The 16,473-nt window shown below is 61.0% G+C and carries 18 protein-coding genes; 7 read left to right on the top strand and 11 right to left on the bottom strand.

The features are described 5' to 3' along the window. Positions 1-7: 7 nt before the first annotated feature. Positions 8-1,063: a 2,3-butanediol dehydrogenase gene (locus tag RWT78_RS20860; RefSeq protein WP_314677852.1), complete on the bottom strand. Its 1,056-nt coding sequence runs from the start codon at positions 1,061-1,063 to the stop codon at positions 8-10. Between the two features lie 83 nt (positions 1,064-1,146). On the opposite strand from RWT78_RS20860, the gene RWT78_RS20855 reads away from it, so the two are divergent. Together RWT78_RS20855 and RWT78_RS20850 are read left to right on the top strand one after the other, a co-directional pair. Next, entirely contained in the window at positions 1,147-1,737 is a 591-nt protein-coding gene (locus tag RWT78_RS20855; RefSeq protein ID WP_314677849.1) for a DUF3558 domain-containing protein, read from the top strand. A 26-nt stretch (positions 1,738-1,763) separates the two neighbouring features. Further along, entirely contained in the window at positions 1,764-2,093 is a 330-nt protein-coding gene (locus RWT78_RS20850; protein WP_233272445.1) for a hypothetical protein, read from the top strand. A 1-nt stretch (position 2,094) separates the two neighbouring features. Here the strand turns inward: RWT78_RS20850 and RWT78_RS20845 are convergent, their stop codons facing one another. From RWT78_RS20845 to RWT78_RS20835, 3 genes are all read right to left on the bottom strand, one after another. Further along, positions 2,095-2,448 carry a UBP-type zinc finger domain-containing protein gene (locus RWT78_RS20845; RefSeq protein ID WP_003941317.1) on the bottom strand — a complete coding sequence of 118 codons (354 nt, stop codon included), beginning with the start codon at positions 2,446-2,448 and terminating at the stop codon, positions 2,095-2,097. Between the two features lie 70 nt (positions 2,449-2,518). Continuing rightward, positions 2,519-3,955, bottom strand: a complete 1,437-nt coding sequence (locus RWT78_RS20840; RefSeq protein ID WP_003941311.1) for an ATP-binding protein — start codon at positions 3,953-3,955, stop codon at positions 2,519-2,521. Between the two features lie 9 nt (positions 3,956-3,964). Next, entirely contained in the window at positions 3,965-5,641 is a 1,677-nt protein-coding gene (locus tag RWT78_RS20835; RefSeq protein ID WP_047270241.1) for an FAD-dependent oxidoreductase, read from the bottom strand. Positions 5,642-5,821: 180 nt separating this feature from the next. On the opposite strand from RWT78_RS20835, the gene RWT78_RS20830 reads away from it, so the two are divergent. Both RWT78_RS20830 and RWT78_RS20825 read left to right on the top strand, forming a co-directional pair. Then, complete coding sequence (locus RWT78_RS20830) at positions 5,822-6,349, top strand: DUF3558 domain-containing protein (protein WP_314677839.1); 528 nt, start codon at positions 5,822-5,824, stop codon at positions 6,347-6,349. Between the two features lie 128 nt (positions 6,350-6,477). After that, complete coding sequence (locus tag RWT78_RS20825; RefSeq protein WP_283310489.1) at positions 6,478-6,684, top strand: hypothetical protein; 207 nt, start codon at positions 6,478-6,480, stop codon at positions 6,682-6,684. A gap of 56 nt (positions 6,685-6,740) precedes the next feature. On the opposite strand, the gene RWT78_RS20820 is transcribed toward RWT78_RS20825, so the two are convergent. Then, on the bottom strand, positions 6,741-7,202 hold the full coding sequence (locus RWT78_RS20820) for a 6,7-dimethyl-8-ribityllumazine synthase (RefSeq protein ID WP_003941401.1): 462 nt from the start codon (positions 7,200-7,202) through the stop codon (positions 6,741-6,743). A gap of 46 nt (positions 7,203-7,248) precedes the next feature. After that, complete coding sequence (locus RWT78_RS20815) at positions 7,249-7,761, bottom strand: Lrp/AsnC family transcriptional regulator (protein ID WP_003941343.1); 513 nt, start codon at positions 7,759-7,761, stop codon at positions 7,249-7,251. Between the two features lie 219 nt (positions 7,762-7,980). Between RWT78_RS20815 and RWT78_RS20810 the strand changes: the two genes are divergently transcribed. The 3 genes from RWT78_RS20810 to RWT78_RS20800 all read left to right on the top strand — a co-directional run bounded on the left by RWT78_RS20810 (position 7,981) and on the right by RWT78_RS20800 (position 11,825). After that, on the top strand, positions 7,981-9,096 hold the full coding sequence (locus tag RWT78_RS20810) for a Glu/Leu/Phe/Val dehydrogenase (protein ID WP_003941274.1): 1,116 nt from the start codon (positions 7,981-7,983) through the stop codon (positions 9,094-9,096). Positions 9,097-9,225: 129 nt separating this feature from the next. Next, complete coding sequence (locus RWT78_RS20805; RefSeq protein ID WP_003941398.1) at positions 9,226-10,344, top strand: class I SAM-dependent methyltransferase; 1,119 nt, start codon at positions 9,226-9,228, stop codon at positions 10,342-10,344. Positions 10,345-10,457: 113 nt separating this feature from the next. Further along, on the top strand, positions 10,458-11,825 hold the full coding sequence (locus RWT78_RS20800; protein ID WP_003941290.1) for an acetamidase/formamidase family protein: 1,368 nt from the start codon (positions 10,458-10,460) through the stop codon (positions 11,823-11,825). Between the two features lie 21 nt (positions 11,826-11,846). Here RWT78_RS20800 and RWT78_RS20795 read toward each other — a convergent pair whose 3' ends face one another. From RWT78_RS20795 to RWT78_RS20775, 5 genes are all read right to left on the bottom strand, one after another. Continuing rightward, the gene (locus RWT78_RS20795) at positions 11,847-13,193 is read right to left on the bottom strand and encodes a T3SS (YopN, CesT) and YbjN peptide-binding chaperone 1 (RefSeq protein ID WP_314677823.1); all 1,347 of its coding nucleotides are present in this window, start codon (positions 13,191-13,193) and stop codon (positions 11,847-11,849) included. 212 nt (positions 13,194-13,405) lie between these two features. Further along, a complete protein-coding gene (locus RWT78_RS20790) occupies positions 13,406-13,888 on the bottom strand; it encodes a hypothetical protein (RefSeq protein ID WP_003941346.1) in 483 nt (160 codons plus the stop codon). 165 nt (positions 13,889-14,053) lie between these two features. Next, entirely contained in the window at positions 14,054-14,623 is a 570-nt protein-coding gene (locus RWT78_RS20785; protein WP_314677820.1) for a LysM peptidoglycan-binding domain-containing protein, read from the bottom strand. Positions 14,624-14,911: 288 nt separating this feature from the next. Then, the gene (locus tag RWT78_RS20780) at positions 14,912-15,706 is read right to left on the bottom strand and encodes an ABC transporter ATP-binding protein (protein ID WP_030536826.1); all 795 of its coding nucleotides are present in this window, start codon (positions 15,704-15,706) and stop codon (positions 14,912-14,914) included. Between the two features lie 8 nt (positions 15,707-15,714). Next, on the bottom strand, positions 15,715-16,443 hold the full coding sequence (locus tag RWT78_RS20775) for an ABC transporter permease (RefSeq protein WP_314677818.1): 729 nt from the start codon (positions 16,441-16,443) through the stop codon (positions 15,715-15,717). Positions 16,444-16,473: the final 30 nt, after the last annotated feature.

Here is a 16,473-nt window from a genome sequence, read left to right as displayed (position 1 = left end):
CGTCCGGTCACGACCTGACGAGAATCTTGACCGCAGTGTCGTTGTGCTCGATCAGAGTGGTGAACCCTTCGGAGATCAATTCTTCGAGCTGAATACGACCGGTGATGAATGGCGCCAGATCGACGACACCGTCCTGGACCATCTTGATGACCGCTTCATGGTCACGGACGTACGCGATGGTTCCGCGTAGATCGATCTCCTTGAGGACCAGCTTCTGCATGTCGATGGTCGCGGGCTTGCCCCAAATCGACACGTTGACAACAACTCCAGCGGGCCTGACTGTGTCGAGCATGGTGTCGAGGACCGCGTTGACGCCTGCGCACTCGAAGCCGATGTCTGCGCCGATGCCTCCGCTGAGTTCGAGGACGCGCGCTTTGACGTCTTCGGTGGTGGGATCGATGACGTAGTCGGCCACGCCACTGGAGAGCGCCTTGGCCTTGCGGGCTTCGCTGAGTTCGGTGACGATCGTCGTGACACCCAGCCCTTTGAGAACTGCCGCAACGAGGAGTCCGATCGGACCGGCTCCACCCACGATGGCGACGTTGCCGCTTTCGGCTCCACTGCGCACGACTGCGTGATGGGCGACGCTCAACGGTTCGATGAGAGCTGCCTCGTCGAGCGGGATGTTGCCGATCTTGTGGATCCAGCGACGGTCGACGACGACCTTCTCGCTGAGTCCGCCACCGCCGCCGGCCAAGCCGATGAACCCCATCTTCGTACACAGGTGGTAGTTGCCCGCCTTGCACGGGGCGCACTCGTTGCAGACGAAGTACGGCTCGACGACAACATTTTCACCGACCTCGATGTCCGTGACACCTTCGCCGACCTCTTCGACGGTGCCGGAGAACTCGTGGCCCATCGTGACCGGCGCATTCTCGTGTGAGAGTGGATGTGGGTGTCCGGGTGCGGAGATGAAGATCGGTCCCTCGAGGTACTCGTGGAGATCCGTGCCGCAGATTCCGCACCATGCGACCTTCAGCTTGACTGTTCCTGGCCGCAATTCGGGCTCAGGGATCTCTTCGATCCGGATGTCTTTCTGCCCGTGGAACCGTGCTGCCTTCATTGATCCGCACCTCACTTCGTTGTGAATCCCCTGGTAGATCGACGTTAGGCCGATTATCGGCGTGGGTGAAGGGTTGCAACGGAATGCAATGTCGTGGAACCGATCGGTGCTGGGGAGCGTCCAATACTGTGAGCGGGCCGCGAATGAGGGGGAGTGCTGTGGGAGTGAGGGGTGCAGTGGTCTTGGTCGCGGCCGCGTTGTTGGTTGGGGGGTGTTCGTCGACGGTCGAGGGGCGTGCAGTTCGCCCAGATGGAGCAGATGGGCTCTTCGACCCATGTTCGGCAATTCCGGACGATGTTGTCGCGAGTCTTGGCGTTGACGTCGGGACGGAGGACAACGGAGTGCTCGGTGTACGTCAAGCGGAGTTCGAAATCTGTAGCTGGGAATCCGACTGGTACGCGCTGGGCGTTTGGTCGACATTTCACACGCTTGACGATGTTCGTCGAAATCCCAAGGACACGGACATCCGTGATGCTCCTATGGTTGCTTCCGGCGCTGTCACCTTTCGCGAGGTCACTGACATCCAAAAGAATCTATGCATGGTCGCGATTCCGGTTGTTCAGGGTGCGGTGTTCGTAAGAGTGGATGCATTTCTGGGCGAGCGACACCAGGAGGAAGTCTGCGCATTGGCGACCCGCCAGGCGATCGCCCTGCTGGCGTACTTACCAAAGTGATACTTGTGTTGAGAAGGATGGCGGCAATGGTTGAGGTATTTTCACTAGATTCGAAAACTGCAGAACTACTGCGCGATTGTTGCGGCGATTGGCTTGGTGAGTTGCGCAAACTCTTCGTTCCCGCTCAGCGATTGGGAACAGTCGATGGCTTCGGGACTCTCTCATCGGGGCAGGCGTTGCGGGACAAGTTCGCGCAGAAGGCTGTCGGTGGCCCGGATGCGCTCGTCGATGTTTTGGCGAGTCATATCGCGGTCGTGGAGGCGATGCAGGCTCAGTTTCAAGCCTGCATCGACAACGCATTCGATCAGGAGTCGTCGAACGTCTCGACTTTGAGGTCGATCGACCAACCGAACTGAGTCAGTGGATGTGTTGCTGCCAATCGGCTGGGACACGACCCTTAGGCCCTGGGGTCGGCTGATCTACGGGATGTGAAGTGGGCGCCGCCAATTCAGGTCCGTCGTACGCCTCGTTGGTTTCGAAGCTCCAGAACCAATCCTCACCGGGTTCGTAGCTCTGCATGAACGGATGCTTCGTCGAGGCCGCATGCTTGCTCGCGTGCTGTGACGGTGAGGAGTCGCAACACCCCACGTGACCGCATTGCGCGCATCGACGCAGGTGCACCCACCAACCGCCGCTCGCATCGCATTCAACGCATCCCGCGCCACTAGGCGGCACGCTCGGATCGATCCCCGCTGGAAGTCCGTCGGTCATGGTCCACCCTCTCGCTGACTGAAGTCGGTCATTTCATCGTGCGCTTTGCCTACCGGCCGTGCAAGGGCGACTAGTCGTCGCGCGTATCCCGCGGTGGGCCCGCGATTGGCAACAAAACTCTGAACCGGGTGTTACCGGGCTCCGACGTGACCCGCAGCTCACCACGATGCTTGCCGACCACAATTCGCCATGAAATATCAAGGCCGAGACCGGTTCCCTCACCGACAGGCTTAGTCGTGAAGAAGGGTTCGAAGATCCTGTCGATGACGTCATCGGGAATCCCGGCGCCGGTGTCGCAGATCTCGATGCACACGCGGTCGCCATCGCGGCTTGTCCGAACGGTGAGTGTTCCCGATCCGTCCATGGCAGACACCGCATTGTCGATCAGGTTGGTCCACACCTGATTGAGTTCGGCGGCGTAGGCGTCGATCGGAGGCAACGCAAGGTCGTACTCCTTGACGACTTCGATTCCGCTTCCGATCTTTTGCCCCAACATGATCAACGTGCTGTCGAGCAATTCGTGGACATCGATGGTCTGGAAGGGAGCGCGATCCATCTGTGAATACTGTTTGGCCGCACCGACGAGCGTCGAGATCCTCGTTGTGGAGTCGGCGATCTCGTTCATCAGGAGTTCGGATTCGATGGTGTAATTCAGCCAGCGAATTGCGCCTTCGAGTACGGACTCGTCAACGGCTGCAGCAACGTTCTCGAGCCAAGCGGTGTCGAGTCCAGCCTGCACGAAGGTCGGAGCCAGGTCCCAACCTTCTCGAATCGAATGATCCTCGAACCATTCACCCAACGAATCCTCCCGATCGGAGGCTTCGAGGGGAGTGAGCGTCGGCGCCTTGGCGACAACCTCTGCAACTTCCTCTTGAAGTCGCATGAGAGTGACGAGGGCATCGCGGTCGTAGGTGCCCGATGCAACCATCCCCAGTTTGTGACGCATGCCTGCAACACGCTCGCGCAAAGAGGCTGTCGCTCGAACCGCTGCGGCTGCAGGGTTATTGAGCTCGTGAGTCAACCCGGCCGACAGTGATCCGAGTGCAAGGAGTCGCTCTCGCTGATCGATGATCTGCTGAGTGTTCTTCTTGCCGAAGAAAACACCTTCGAGTAGATGAACCGCCATTGGAAACCACTCGCGCATCGCGTTGCCGAACTTGTCGGCGTCCAGGACGAAAAACGTCGAAGGAGTCGTCACTCGCATCGACCCCGCGTAGACCTGCGGTACACGATCGCCGAGATACGCCGTCCAGCCTCCCGAGTAGACGCCGCGCTGGGTGGTCCTGTTGATCTCGATGTCTTCGCCGCCCGACAGCTTGGACAGCACCACCTCGCCCTCGATGAGGACGTAGAAGCAGGTGGCAGGCTCACCTTCGAGGTAGACCTGACCTCGATCGATCTCGGTGATATGGCCTGCCTGGCAGAGTGATTCGAGCTGATCGTCGGTGAGCTTCTCGAACAGGAACAGGGTGCGAAGCAAGTCTGGGCTGCATTCAGGAATGGACATCGAATCTCCCTATTGTTGAGCGAGATAGCGGTGGACGAACATCACGGCCATCGCGCCCTCTCCGACGGCCGACGCGACGCGCTTGGCCGATTCGGCGTGTACGTCCCCGGCGACAAACACTCCGGGGACACTGGTTTCGAGATGATGTGGTGCGCGGTCGAGCGGCCACCCGTCCGGGGTGACGCCTTCGGACGGAAGGTCCGGGCCGGCAAGAACGAAGCCATTCCCGTCGCGGACCACCACGTCTCCGAGCCAGTCGGTCAGGGGAGCGGCACCGATGAAGATGAACAACCACTGAGCATTGACAGTGTCTTCTTCTCCGGTGGCTCTGTTACGCAGTGTGATTCGTTCGAGGTGATCGTCACCCTCAGCGCCGACTACCTCCGTGCACGTGCGCACGGTGATCTTCGGATTCTTTTCGATCTGCTGAATCAGGTAGTAGGACATCGAGGCTTCGAGCGAGTTGCCGCGAATGAGAATGGTGACGGACCTAGCTCCGCGGGAGAGATAGACCGCAGCTTGCCCTGCCGAATTGGCGCCGCCGACTATGTACACATCCTGCTCGCTGCACCGTGCAGCTTCGGTGACGGCCGATCCGTAGTAAACCCCTCGGCCGGTGTAGGTATCGAGCCCCGGCGCCGACAGTTGGCGATAGGAAACACCGGTCGCCAAGATGACCGAATGGGCGTCGACCGACGAACCGTCGTCGAAACGTACTGTGCGGGCCGAGCCGTTGATTTCCAAACCGGTGACGTCGCGAGCGGTGATGACCTCGGCGCCGAACTTGGTCGCCTGGCGCCTCGCCCGATCGGCCAACTGTGCGCCGGAAACTCCGTCGGGGAAGCCGAGGTAGTTCTCGATTCGTGAACTCTGGCCGGCCTGACCGCCAGTCGCCCGCCGTTCGATGAGAACCGTCCGAAGCCCCTCCGAAGCGCCGTACAGAGCAGCCCCCAGACCCGCAGGGCCGCCGCCGATGACAACGAGATCGTAAAAGTCTTCGGAGAGGGTGGTACTCAACCCGAGTTTGTCGGCGAGTTCGGCGTCAGTGGGCTCGACGAGTACATCCCCATTGGATGCGATGACGACGGGAAGTCGCAGGTCGTCGGTACCGGCAGCGGAGAGCAGCCGTTGTCCTTCGGGTTCGTCCGACATGTACCAGCGATAGGCAAGTTGGTTGCGTGCCAAGAACTCTCGGACGTCGGATGATCGCTCGGACCAACGATGGCCGATCACCTTGGTTTCCTCGGCGGGGTGATGACTCGAACTTGCCCAGGCATCGAGCAGCGCATCGATGACGGGGTACAGCTTCTCTTCCGGCGGATCCCAAGGCTTGAGGAGGTAGTGGTCGAGGTCGACGACGTTGATGGCGTCGATCGCAGCATCGGTGTCGGCGTACGCGGTGAGGAGAACGCGACGAGCTACGGGATACAGGTCCATTGCCTGTTCGAGGAACTCGATTCCACTCAAACCGGGCATGCGGTAATCGGCGACGATCACAGCGACTGCATCGCCGCGAAGTTTCATTTCACGCAAGGTTTCGAGAGCCTGGTCGCCGGACTCCGCACGAATGATTCGGTACTTCTCTCCGTACCGTTTGCGAAGGTCTCGAACGACGGCACGCGAAACACCAGGATCGTCGTCGACGCTGAGGATCGCTGGTTTGGCCGGGGCTTTCGGTGCGCTCACTCGGTGCCTTCCCGAAGTTGTAGTCAACCTCTCCAGTATGCGACTGCAGAGCTGAGCGTCAATCGCTGGAGATGCGCTCTGAGTGAACCAGCGATCGTGACCTGGGAATTTCAAGATTGCGGGAACCGATCCGGCCTCCGATGCATCCAATAGAGTGGGTCCACATCAACAGGGGGTGCCATGCGGGGGTCGGTGGGGGTTGGGCGACTGCTCATGGCTGGGATGTTGGTGTGGGCTGCGGCAGGATGCAGCTCAGTCGTGGAGGGGGCGGCTGAGCCTGCATCCGGCCAGGAGGGTTTGTTCGATCCGTGCAAGGACATTCCGGACTCGGTGTTGGAAGAAGTGGGGCTTGATCCGGCTACCGAGGAAGTTGATATCGCGGGAGTTGAGCAGCCTGGATGGAGAATTTGCTCATGGACGGGAACGTGGTTCTTCGTGTCAGTTCTCTCCAACCGATACACCCAGATTGAAGTGACCCGAAACCCGGAATATGCGGAGTTTGTTGAAATGACGATTGGCGATCGCGCGGGTATCCGGTTCCAGCGAGGAAGCGATGCAGCAGCCGATGGGTGCTACGTGGCTTTTGCGGCAACGCAGGGTTCGGTGTGGGTAAATGTCGAAGCAAAGGCCGGGGTCACGCACCAAGAGTCGGCGTGTGAATTGGTTGCAGACGTCGCAGAACACCTCGATGGAAACCTCCCGCGGTGAGCACGGCGAGGGGGCTTGTGATTGTCGAGCCCGATGTTGCGAAACCGATTGTATGTGCTTGTAATTCGCTGCTCGACGAGCTGCGAGCGATGGTGCTCATGTGTGAGCGAATCGGAGACGTGAAGGGGATGGGAACACTCAAGTCTGGGCAGGACCTCGCCGCGAAGTTCTCCAAGAAGGCCGTCGGCGGTGAAGATTCGTTGGAGAAGTCGTTGACCAGCCACATCCAGGTGGTCACCGAGATGCGGGACTTCTTCCAGCAATGTGTCGACCGCTACGGGGAAGTCGACGACTCGAATGCCTCCGCACTGGCAAGCGTCGACACCCCTCGATAGACACAAAAAATCTCGCTGAGCCGATGGCATTCGACTCAGCGAGACTTGGGTAACGACTAGCTGGTGGGCAGGGCCTTCAACGACTTGACGGTGGCGTCGACCGCCCGAGCAGCCTCGGCGCCCTTCTTCACGAAATGCGTGCTGAAGTAGTCGACGTGCTCGGCGTGCTCGTGGAAGTGATGCGGTGTCAAGACCACCGAGAAAACCGGAACGTCGGTGTCGAGCTGCACGCGCATCAGACCGTCGATGACAGCCGTCGCCACGAAGTCATGCCGGTAGATACCGCCGTCGACGACCAAACCTGCGGCGACGATCGCCTGGTAGCGGCCGGTCTTGGCCAACCGCCGGGCGTGCAGCGGGATCTCGAAAGCTCCCGGTACCTCGAAGAAATCAACCGTGTCCTTGGGGTAGCCGAGCTCGACGATCGCGTCGGTGAATCCGTCGCGTGCACGGTCGACGATGTTGCGATGCCACGTCGCCTGAATGAACGCGATGCGCTGTCCCTGGATCTCACTCATAACCATGAAACTAGCGCACTTGGAAGCATCGACGCGACCACCCGTCCTAGTCCTGCTGACGGGGGAAGGCGGTCGAACGACCCCATCCGGCGTCATTGGTGAGGTGCTCGAGGAGAGGCTGAATTCGATACGGAAGGGGATTGGTCAGAGCGATGGTCGTGGTCGAATGTGTGACGCCTGGAAGTGACACGATCTGCTCGGCCAACTTCTGCAGCGCCGCGTGCGTCGAGGTGGCGACGCGAACGAGCAAATCCTCGCGACCGGTCGTCGCGTGAATTTCGATCACCTCGGGCAACTCGGTCAGACTCCGAGCGACTGCGCTGATCTTGCCCTGCTCGAGTTCCAGACCGACAAATGCTTGAATCGGGATACCGACCTCGGGGAGATTGAGATTCGGCCGAAACCCGGTGAGAAGTCCGTTGGATTCCATGCGCTTCATTCGCGACTGGACGGTGTTGCGGGCGACGCCCAACGAGTTGGCCAACTCGGCCACACTCATCCTCGAGTCCTTGCTGAGCAGTCCGAGCAACTGGACGTCGAGCTTGTCGATGCTGAGCACTTTGTGAACCTCTCCTCAGTGATATGAGTCACTGGATGATCGAATTGACTAGTTCAAGAGATTTGCATTGACCAAATCGTAACTCAGGCAGAGCATTGGTTCCACGAATTGCTCAGCGGGATTCTCTTTGGGTTATTTGCCCCTAATAGTACCCAATGGCCAATTCGTCCCAATATTTCGACTGCGCCCCGTTTATCCTTCGGAAAGGTCTATCCCACAATGACTCTCACCGCCGAGCCCGTGAACTCCGTTGTTTCCCATGACGACACTGCGGGCGTGTTTGATCGCGCCGACTACCTGCGCGATTACCCCCACGAGCAGGTGAGCTTCTTCCAGGATCCCGCGAGCGGCCTCAAGGCCATCGTCGCCATCCACTCCACGACGCTCGGCCCCGCGCTCGGCGGAACGCGCTTCTACCCGTACTCCGACGAATCTGCCGCAGTCACAGACGTTTTGCGCCTCTCGCGCGGCATGACCTACAAGGCTGCGGTTGCCGGCGTCGACCTCGGCGGCGGCAAGGCTGTCATCATCGGCGACCCCGCAACGGCCAAGACCGACGAATTGCTCGGCGCCTACGCAAAATTCGTCCAGACCCTCGGTGGCCGCTACATCACCGCTGGTGACGTCGGAACCAACTCCAACGATCTCGACATCATCGGTCGTAACACCGACTTCGTCGTCGGCCGCAACGCCACGGTCGGCGGTTCCGGCGACAGCGCTCCGATGACGGCCCTCGGCGTATTCCAGTCGATGCGCGCCGCGGCACAGTCGCATTGGGGCACTCCGTCGCTCGCAGGCAAGACTGTTGGTGTCGAGGGCACAGGCAAGGTCGGCTACGAGCTGATCAAGCTTCTCCTCGCAGACGGCGCAACCGTGTTGGCGACCGACGTCAACGCCGCAGCGCTCGATCGCGTCAAGGCGGACTTCCCGCAGGTGAGCATCGTCGACAGCATCATCGACGCCGATCTGGACGTCTACGCACCGTGCGCGATGGGCGCAACCCTCACCGACACGACCGCACGCTCGATCAAGGCCGAGGTTGTCTGCGGCGCTGCCAACAACCAGCTCACCGTGCCCGAGGTCGAGAACATTCTCCGCGACCGCGGCATCACCTGGACCCCCGATTACGTCGCCAACGGCGGCGGCCTCATCCAGGTTGCCGGCGAGCTGAAGGGCAACTCGGCCGAAGAGGTCAAGCTCAAGGTCGAGAAGATCTTCGACACGGTCACCGAGATCTTCGCGAAGTCGAAGAAGGACGGAATCCTCGCCGGCGAGGCTGCTGACGCGGTCGCCGAGGCTCGGATCGCCGAGGCAGCTCGCGTCGCCAAGGGCTGACATCCCTCTCGCAGTCATGTAGCGCGGCCGGTCCCGACTAGTGTGGACACCAGACGAGCAGATTTTGCAGATCTGGACCACATCAGCCGGTAGACCGGCCGCTATGCGTCGGACGCCGGAAGGGCTTACATGACTGAACAATTCGCTGTGTGGACCGAGAACGACGCCGAGCAATCGGCCCGTTGGGGTTCGACGAGCAACGCCCCGGCGCCCAAGCGTATCGTCGTCGCCGACGACACGATGAAGGCCGACGACGCCTATCGCTTGGCATGCGAAGGCACGGCGTTGTTGTGGCGCGGAGATTTTCAGAACGCTCGCCAACTGTCGAAGGCCGTCGCGTCGCGCATCGACCGCAAGCCGCGCCGAGCCTCCGACGATCCCGCCAAAGCCTTCCATCTCCACCGGCAGACCCAAGGACGCCGCGCGCAGATCCTCGGCATGCTGCTCATTCCCTTGGATGCAGATCTGTCGATTCCACTCCGGCGAGCCCCGGACGCGCAAGTCGCGTTGACCGAAGCTTTCGGGATTACCGGTGAGCCTTCGGTTCGCTCGTTGCGTGACATCCTCGGCGCGATCGGCGCTCACGAGTGGCACCGCAAAGGTGTTTTCATCGAGGCTCTCGACGCACGAGTGCATCCCGCCTTCGGAGTGTTCTCACCCGTCCGCGGGGAGTATGTCGATCTTGTCGCGTCTGCGCCACTGCCGTCGACGGAATCGGCTTTCGACATCGGCACCGGCACCGGCGTTCTTGCTGCCGTACTGGCGCAGCGCGGCGTCAAGGCAGTGACGGCCACCGACCAGGACCCCCGGGCACTGCAATGCGCTCGTAGCAACCTCTCGCGGCTTGGCTACGGCGATCAGGTGACCGTGGTGGAAGCCGATCTCTTTCCCGAAGGCACCGCTCCGTTGGTGGTCTGCAATCCTCCCTGGATTCCGGCCAAGGCCACCTCGCCCATCGAATACGCCGTCTACGACCCCGCTGGAGCGATGCTGAAGGGCTTCCTGACTGGTGTCGCAGCGCATCTGGACGACGGGGGAGAAGCGTGGCTGATCCTCTCGGACATTGCCGAACACCTCGGTCTCCGAACGCGATCCGAACTACACGATCTGATTGCGGCCGGTGGGCTCACTGTTGTCGACCGCATGGACGTCAAACCGACGCACGCAAAGGTCAGTGACCGAACCGATGCGCTTCACGCTGCCCGGGCACGAGAGACGACCTCGCTCTGGCGGCTTCGCCGTCGCTGAACTCATTCTCAGTCAGCGGTATTTCCTTGCCATGAAATGGTAATGAACGAGTAACAAATCGGGTCTAGCTTTCTTCGCAGTCGCACATCGTCACGCACTCCGGAGGAATCTCGATGGAAAACACTCTTGCCCGCAACGCAGCCGAAGATCTGACGAAAGGTCTTGGCCGACGCGGATTCATGAGGGCAGTCGCTGCCCTCGGTGCGGGCGTAGGAGTAGTCGGTGTGGCTTCGGGATGCGCGCACTCGAACGCGTCACCGGCTGGATCGTCCTCCTCTGCACTACCGTTCGCCGATGGCATTCCGATTCTGCAACCGGGCAGCGGAAACGTCAGTGGCGATCACTATCTGAGTTCGGATCCGTCGGACGTCATGTGGGGTTATGTGCCCAACATCCACACCCGCGAGGTGATGCGGATGAAGTCGGGCCAGACCGTCACGATCGACGCCCTCTCGCACGAGGGAATTCTCGAGGATCAAGGGCGCAATCCTCTCGAATACTTCGGTAGCAAAGGCGTTTCCGAGAAGGACGTGCTCGAGGATGCGATTGCCGTTGCGGCCGAATACAACCGAACCGAACGAAACTTCGACAAGGACGGACCGCACGTCGTCACCGGCCCGGTCTTCGTCGAAGGCGCCCAGCCTGGAGACGTACTCAAGATCGAGACTCTCGAAGCCATTCCCCGCGTGCCGTACGGCGTTGTGTCGAGCAGACACGGCAAGGGCGCTCTCGCCGTCACAGCAGACGGAACCGCTCCAGCGGGAATCACTCTGGACGAAGTCATGCCGCCGGTCGCCACAGACGGGCGCGCAACAAAGGACCCGTTGAAGTACGGCGGTGTTTCCACTTTCACGGCGATCGAAGACGGCAAGGGCGTGATGCCTTTCGGACAGTCGAAGGTGCGGTTTCCCCTGCGGCCCTTCATGGGAATGATGGGAGTTGCCTATTCTGCGGATGCAGACCCGACATCCCCGTCGTCGAACTCCATTCCTCCGACCCTGGGCGGCGGAAACATCGACATCAGGCATCTCGGTGTCGGATCAACCTTCTATTTGCCGGTCTTCGCTGAAGGCGCCCTCTTCTACGTCGGTGACCCCCACATGGCCATGGGTGACGGTGAGGCGGCGCTGACGGCGATGGAAGGATCGCTGCGCGGCACGTTCCGACTCAGCGTGTGCAAGAAGGATTCCGGTGACGCTCCATCGGTGGCTTTCGGATACCCGTTCGCCGAGACCGAGGAGGCCTGGATTCCGATCGGCCTGTCCGACCCCAACGGTTCGGTCGATGGGCAGAACAGTGACCTCAACGGCGCCATGCGGCGCGCGGTGGTCAACGCGCTCGACTTCCTCGAGCATGATCGCGGAATGGATCGAGCGACGGCCTACGCCTATCTTTCTGCCGCAGCCGATTTCACGGTCTCGCAGGTTGTCGATCGAACCGTGGGCGTCCACGGACAGATCTTCAAATCCCACTTCGAATAGCGGGAAAGGCGATCCGTGTTGTCAGGACGGATCGTCGAAGAGGCTCTGTTGCAAGGGATCGGCAAACAAGCCCATTTGCTCAGGTTGCGGCTTTGCCGGCGTCTCGGTTCGAGAATTGGGTAGGACCACCAGTCGCAAGGCCCCTCGCAGACGGTCGACCATGAGTTCCCACCCGCCGACCTGATCCTCGTATCCCGCAGCCTCTTCGGCGTCTCCGCGACTGTGGGCGTCCACAGCCTGACTACGCAGCTGAATCTGCCATTCGTTGCTGATGTGGAGGAGCTGAAGAATCAGATCGCGATCACGACCACAGACATCGGCTACCGCGTCGAGATCCTCGGCCACGTCCAGATCGAGGTGCAGCAGGGTCTCGAGTTCGGGAGGCAGGTCCTCGGCCGTCAGATCGGGCTGCAGCGAGGAGGAGTCACCGCTCTTGTTCGCGAAGAAGAGGTCTCCGCCGACGCGTGCGGCGAACTCGTCGTCCACGGTACGCAGGAACGACGTCAGGGCGGCGCACGTATCGGTGAGTTGCTTGGGAACGAATGGCGAACCCGCCACCTCGAGGAACACCGACAGACGGTCGTCGATCAAGACGAACTTGATGCGCGACCACTTGCGGTTGAGATCGGCGATGACCTCGGCTGCACGAGTGCGGTTGCTGATGTCCTGAACGAGTGGGGAGAACAACTGCACGTCCATGGACTCGGAAAGCGGACCGACGAACATGACAGTCGAACCGACACGAATGGGTATGTCGCCGTCGCTGTCTCGCTCGGGAAGAGTGCCGAGCATGGGAAGCAAAGCGAGAGTGACCAACTCCTTGAGGTGGTCGATGTCGTTGGGCATGTAGGCCGCGGTGGGGTCGAGTGTCGGAAGTTCTGTCGACTCGAAGACCGACGGATCGAAATCCGGAGTCTGCTCGTTGCCGGTGAGATCGCTGGATAGAAAAGCCGGGTGCTGCACACCGAACACATCACGGAATGCAGCGACAGTCATCGCTGCGAGCTGATCGGCCCAGTTCTGTGTCTTGTCGACGCAGAAGGCGGGGGAGTTGTTCGGATCCTCGAGATTCTCGGAAGGCGGATTCCAGCCGAGTGCGATCAACTTTTGTTCGTCGGCATCTTCGAGTCGATAGCGCGGATGAAGGAAGTCGTTGGAAGGAACCTCGCAGCGGACTGTGTTCTCGTCCCACACGAGGAACTGAACGCATGGCGCTGCGCCGTCAGCTGGATCGAAATCGCCGGTGGACGATTCCACGGCAAGCACGTCGCCGTCGACCATGATGGAAATGTGATCGCCGAGGCGACGTTGAAATTCTGCCCACGCCCGGTCGACACTGACATCGAGATCGAAGCCCATTGCGCTCATCAGCCACCTCCTTCCGCAAAAGCTCAGACCTATACGGTATCGCGAGGCTCCGACAATGCTGCTGTCCTTTTCCGGTCGACCGGATTGCAGCGGACCACGAACCGTGACGACGAGGAAGGTAGTCGCAGGTAGATCGGTTATTCGAGAGCGGCGACTGAAGTGTGCGTGTAACCGCCGTCACGCCAGGCGGTGTGCGGGCGAAAGAGCGAGGGTTATCCGGCGAGAACGGGCGAGACCTCGACGACGGGCGGCGTGGATCCGGTCGTGACAACGGGGGTGGTGCTGGTCTTGGTGGTTGTGGCCGTCGCGGTCGGTGACGAGGTCGCGGTAGCCGACGCAGTTGTCGTGGATGAGACGGGTGTTGTCGTACTGGTGGCCGTCGTAGTCGAGGTGGCGGAGCTCGTGCTTGTCGCGGTCACCACAAGCGGCTGATTACGAGGAGCAGTCGTCTCGTCGGCGATTCGCCAGGTCGGCGTCGGCGGGATGACAACCGTGGGGACTGCAACCGAGCTGTAGAACGCGGCCGGTTCGATCCCGGCGACGGACTCCACGGAAACCGACGAGACCAGAGTGGGAGGCTTCACCACAGGGCCGCCGGCACCGAATGCGCCGGCTGCTCCGCCGAAAACGAGGCCTGATGTCAGAGAAAGAGCGGCCACTGCGACAGCGCCGATCATGACTGTTCTGTCTTTCATGCACACCTGTCCTTCGGGAGCAGTACGGAAGTACTGTAGGCGAAAAGATGCCGCAATGGAGTATCAGGGTCTGCTGGGCGGGACGCGAATCTGTGTGGCGTAGAACACAAAAGGCCCTGGGTGCCGACGCGGACGTCGGCACCCAGGGCCAGGTCAAGCAGTGAATCAGGCGGGGATCGTCAGTACCTGACCGGCGTTGATGAGATCCGGGTTCGGGATGCCGTTTGCATCCGCGATGCGCTGGTACTGGTTGCCGTCACCGTAGAAACGCTCTGCGATCGCCCACAGGGTGTCGCCGCTTTCGACGGTGTAGCTCTGCGCTGCCGGAGCGGCGGGGGCAGGCTCGGGCTCGGGCTCGGGCTCGGGTGCCGGAGCGGGCTCCGGGGCAGCCTCGGCGGCCGGCGCTGCGATTGCAGTGTCCGACGACCACAGAGCATTTCCGCCGACGGACAGAACGACGTTGCGATCGTCTTGAACCGAGAGGGAGGCACCGTCGTTGCCTGCGGTCTGCGATGCCCACACGGCGTCGGAGTCCTTGTAGATGACGAAGTTTCCGTCAGCCTGCACCTCGGCGCGGTTGGCGCCGGATCCGTTGGTGCCTGCGGCCCAAACAGCCTGTCCGCCCTCGGACAGAACCAGGTTGCCGTCGTCCTGCAAGGTGAGGGTGTATGCGCCGTTGTCGGACTTGAGTTCCTGGCCGACTCCGAGGCTCTGACCTGACTGCAGTGTGCTCACGCTGTCCCTTTCCAAATCTGTTGCGATGACTGTGCCTCCACGATTCCGCTTTACCGTCCAGTTACCTTCTGGCCGTTGGTCTCGTAGGCGACCGAGTGTACGTTACCGAAGAGTACAGAGAATTGTGCAGCGTTGACGGATTGCGTGTCGAGCGTTCGGATCTTGCTGATATTAAGGCGTTTTGGGCGAACGCGCCGCGACATCCTACGCGAAGTTGCACCGTTGCGAAGCACTTTCTCTTGAACGGCAGGTGAAATCGGCGCGCTCTCAGCGCATTGTCAGTAACCGCTAGGGGTGTAGCGACTTGCGAGTCTCGTCGTGGAGTACGGCAAGCAGCTCACGCTCGACGTCGGCGAACTCGGGCGAGGTGATCATGTCCAGTTCGCGTGGCCTCGGCAAGGGAACGTCGACGACGCACCTGACCGTTGCCGGCCTCGCCGACAGAACGACCACGCGATCGGACAGATAGATCGCTTCACGAATATCGTGCGTGATCATCAGCACGGTCCACCGGTACTGCTGCCACACGTCTTGTAGCCAGGCCTGCATCTCGGTCCGAGTCAACGAGTCCAGTGCGCCGAACGGCTCGTCGAGCAGCAGGACAGGTTTGCCCTGAACAACGGTGCGCAGCATCGCCGCTCGCTGGCGCATGCCGCCGGACAGCTGTGACGGCCGGGCGTCCTCGAATCCGGACAGTCCGAACGCCGGGAACAACTCGCGAGCGCGCTCGCGTGCTTCCTTCTTGCCGACTCCCTGCACTTCCAAACCGAGGGCCGTGTTGTCCAATACCGAACGCCAAGGGAACAGAAGATCTTTCTGCGGCATGTACGCGGTATGCACCTCGGTGGCTGGTTCGGATTCCGTTGCGCGCGTGCCCACACGGACCGAACCCGCGGTCGGGGATTCGAGCCCGGCCAGGACGTTGAAGATCGTGCTCTTGCCGCAGCCGCTCGGCCCGATCACCGACACGAATTCGCCCGCGTCGGCGCCAAAGGACACCGAATCGAGCACGAGACGCGATTCTCCGGCCGTGTCGAACCTCTTGGTCAGGTCCTGGATTTCGACCATTGCATCCTCGACCATCGGGTCAGTCATGTCCGCGACCTTTCGTTCATCGCCCATGGTGCAACGATGCGCTCGATGGCGAACGTCAGCAAGTACAGCGTGACGCTGATCAACGCGGTCACAAGTACGGCCGCCAACACCAGGTCGGTGCGGAAGGAGTTCTTCTGGGTGCTCATGTAGATACCCAAACCGGAAGTAGCGCCGACGTATTCGGAGAACACCGCACCCACGACCGCATACGTGATGCCGATGCGCAGGGCAGTGAAGAATCGCGGAATTGCCGAAGGAAGGCGAACGTATCGGAACTCCTGCCAGCGAGTGCTGCCCATACTGCGCAGGAGAGCGCCCGCTTCCCGGTCGGCTGCGGCAAATCCCTCGATGAGTCCGATGGTCATGGGGAAGAACGTCGCAAGGGCGATCACCAACACCTTCGGCAACAACCCGAAGCCGAACCAGATGATCATCAGCGGCGCGATGGCGATGATCGGCAGTGTCTGCGAGACGACGAAAAGTGGTACCAGCGCGCGTGACAACCACGGCGAAAAGTCCACGACCACGGCAAGAATCCAGGCCAACACCAATGAAACAGTGAAGCCGACCAACGTGACCTGCAATGTCGACCAGGCGTGGCCGGAGATGATCTCGCGGTTGTCCCACCCCTGGGACAGAACGCGCCCCGGAGACGGAAGTACTTGCGGCCGAATCCCACCGAACGCGACGTAGATCTGCCACGCCGCCACGAGGAGCACCTCCATGTCGATTTATTTAAGAGCCCGGCGCATTGT

Origin of the sequence: uncultured Rhodococcus sp., assembly GCF_963525155.1 — a bacterium.
Taxonomy (GTDB): domain Bacteria; phylum Actinomycetota; class Actinomycetes; order Mycobacteriales; family Mycobacteriaceae; genus Rhodococcus_F; species Rhodococcus_F qingshengii.
This window is presented reverse-complemented; position numbering and strand designations above follow the sequence as displayed.

Coding starts and splice junctions, on each gene's coding strand:
- RWT78_RS20860 (WP_314677852.1), bottom strand. CDS start 1,063: ATGAAGGCAGCACGGTTCCACGGGCAGAAAGACATCCGGATCGAAGAG.
- RWT78_RS20805 (WP_003941398.1), top strand. CDS start 9,226: ATGACTGAACAATTCGCTGTGTGGACCGAGAACGACGCCGAGCAATCG.
- RWT78_RS20820 (WP_003941401.1), bottom strand. CDS start 7,202: ATGAGTGAGATCCAGGGACAGCGCATCGCGTTCATTCAGGCGACGTGG.
- RWT78_RS20775 (WP_314677818.1), bottom strand. CDS start 16,443: ATGGAGGTGCTCCTCGTGGCGGCGTGGCAGATCTACGTCGCGTTCGGT.
- RWT78_RS20855 (WP_314677849.1), top strand. CDS start 1,147: ATGCAATGTCGTGGAACCGATCGGTGCTGGGGAGCGTCCAATACTGTG.
- RWT78_RS20800 (WP_003941290.1), top strand. CDS start 10,458: ATGGAAAACACTCTTGCCCGCAACGCAGCCGAAGATCTGACGAAAGGT.
- RWT78_RS20830 (WP_314677839.1), top strand. CDS start 5,822: ATGCGGGGGTCGGTGGGGGTTGGGCGACTGCTCATGGCTGGGATGTTG.
- RWT78_RS20790 (WP_003941346.1), bottom strand. CDS start 13,888: ATGAAAGACAGAACAGTCATGATCGGCGCTGTCGCAGTGGCCGCTCTT.
- RWT78_RS20825 (WP_283310489.1), top strand. CDS start 6,478: ATGGGAACACTCAAGTCTGGGCAGGACCTCGCCGCGAAGTTCTCCAAG.
- RWT78_RS20845 (WP_003941317.1), bottom strand. CDS start 2,448: ATGACCGACGGACTTCCAGCGGGGATCGATCCGAGCGTGCCGCCTAGT.
- RWT78_RS20840 (WP_003941311.1), bottom strand. CDS start 3,955: ATGTCCATTCCTGAATGCAGCCCAGACTTGCTTCGCACCCTGTTCCTG.
- RWT78_RS20810 (WP_003941274.1), top strand. CDS start 7,981: ATGACTCTCACCGCCGAGCCCGTGAACTCCGTTGTTTCCCATGACGAC.
- RWT78_RS20850 (WP_233272445.1), top strand. CDS start 1,764: ATGGTTGAGGTATTTTCACTAGATTCGAAAACTGCAGAACTACTGCGC.
- RWT78_RS20780 (WP_030536826.1), bottom strand. CDS start 15,706: ATGGTCGAGGATGCAATGGTCGAAATCCAGGACCTGACCAAGAGGTTC.
- RWT78_RS20795 (WP_314677823.1), bottom strand. CDS start 13,193: ATGAGCGCAATGGGCTTCGATCTCGATGTCAGTGTCGACCGGGCGTGG.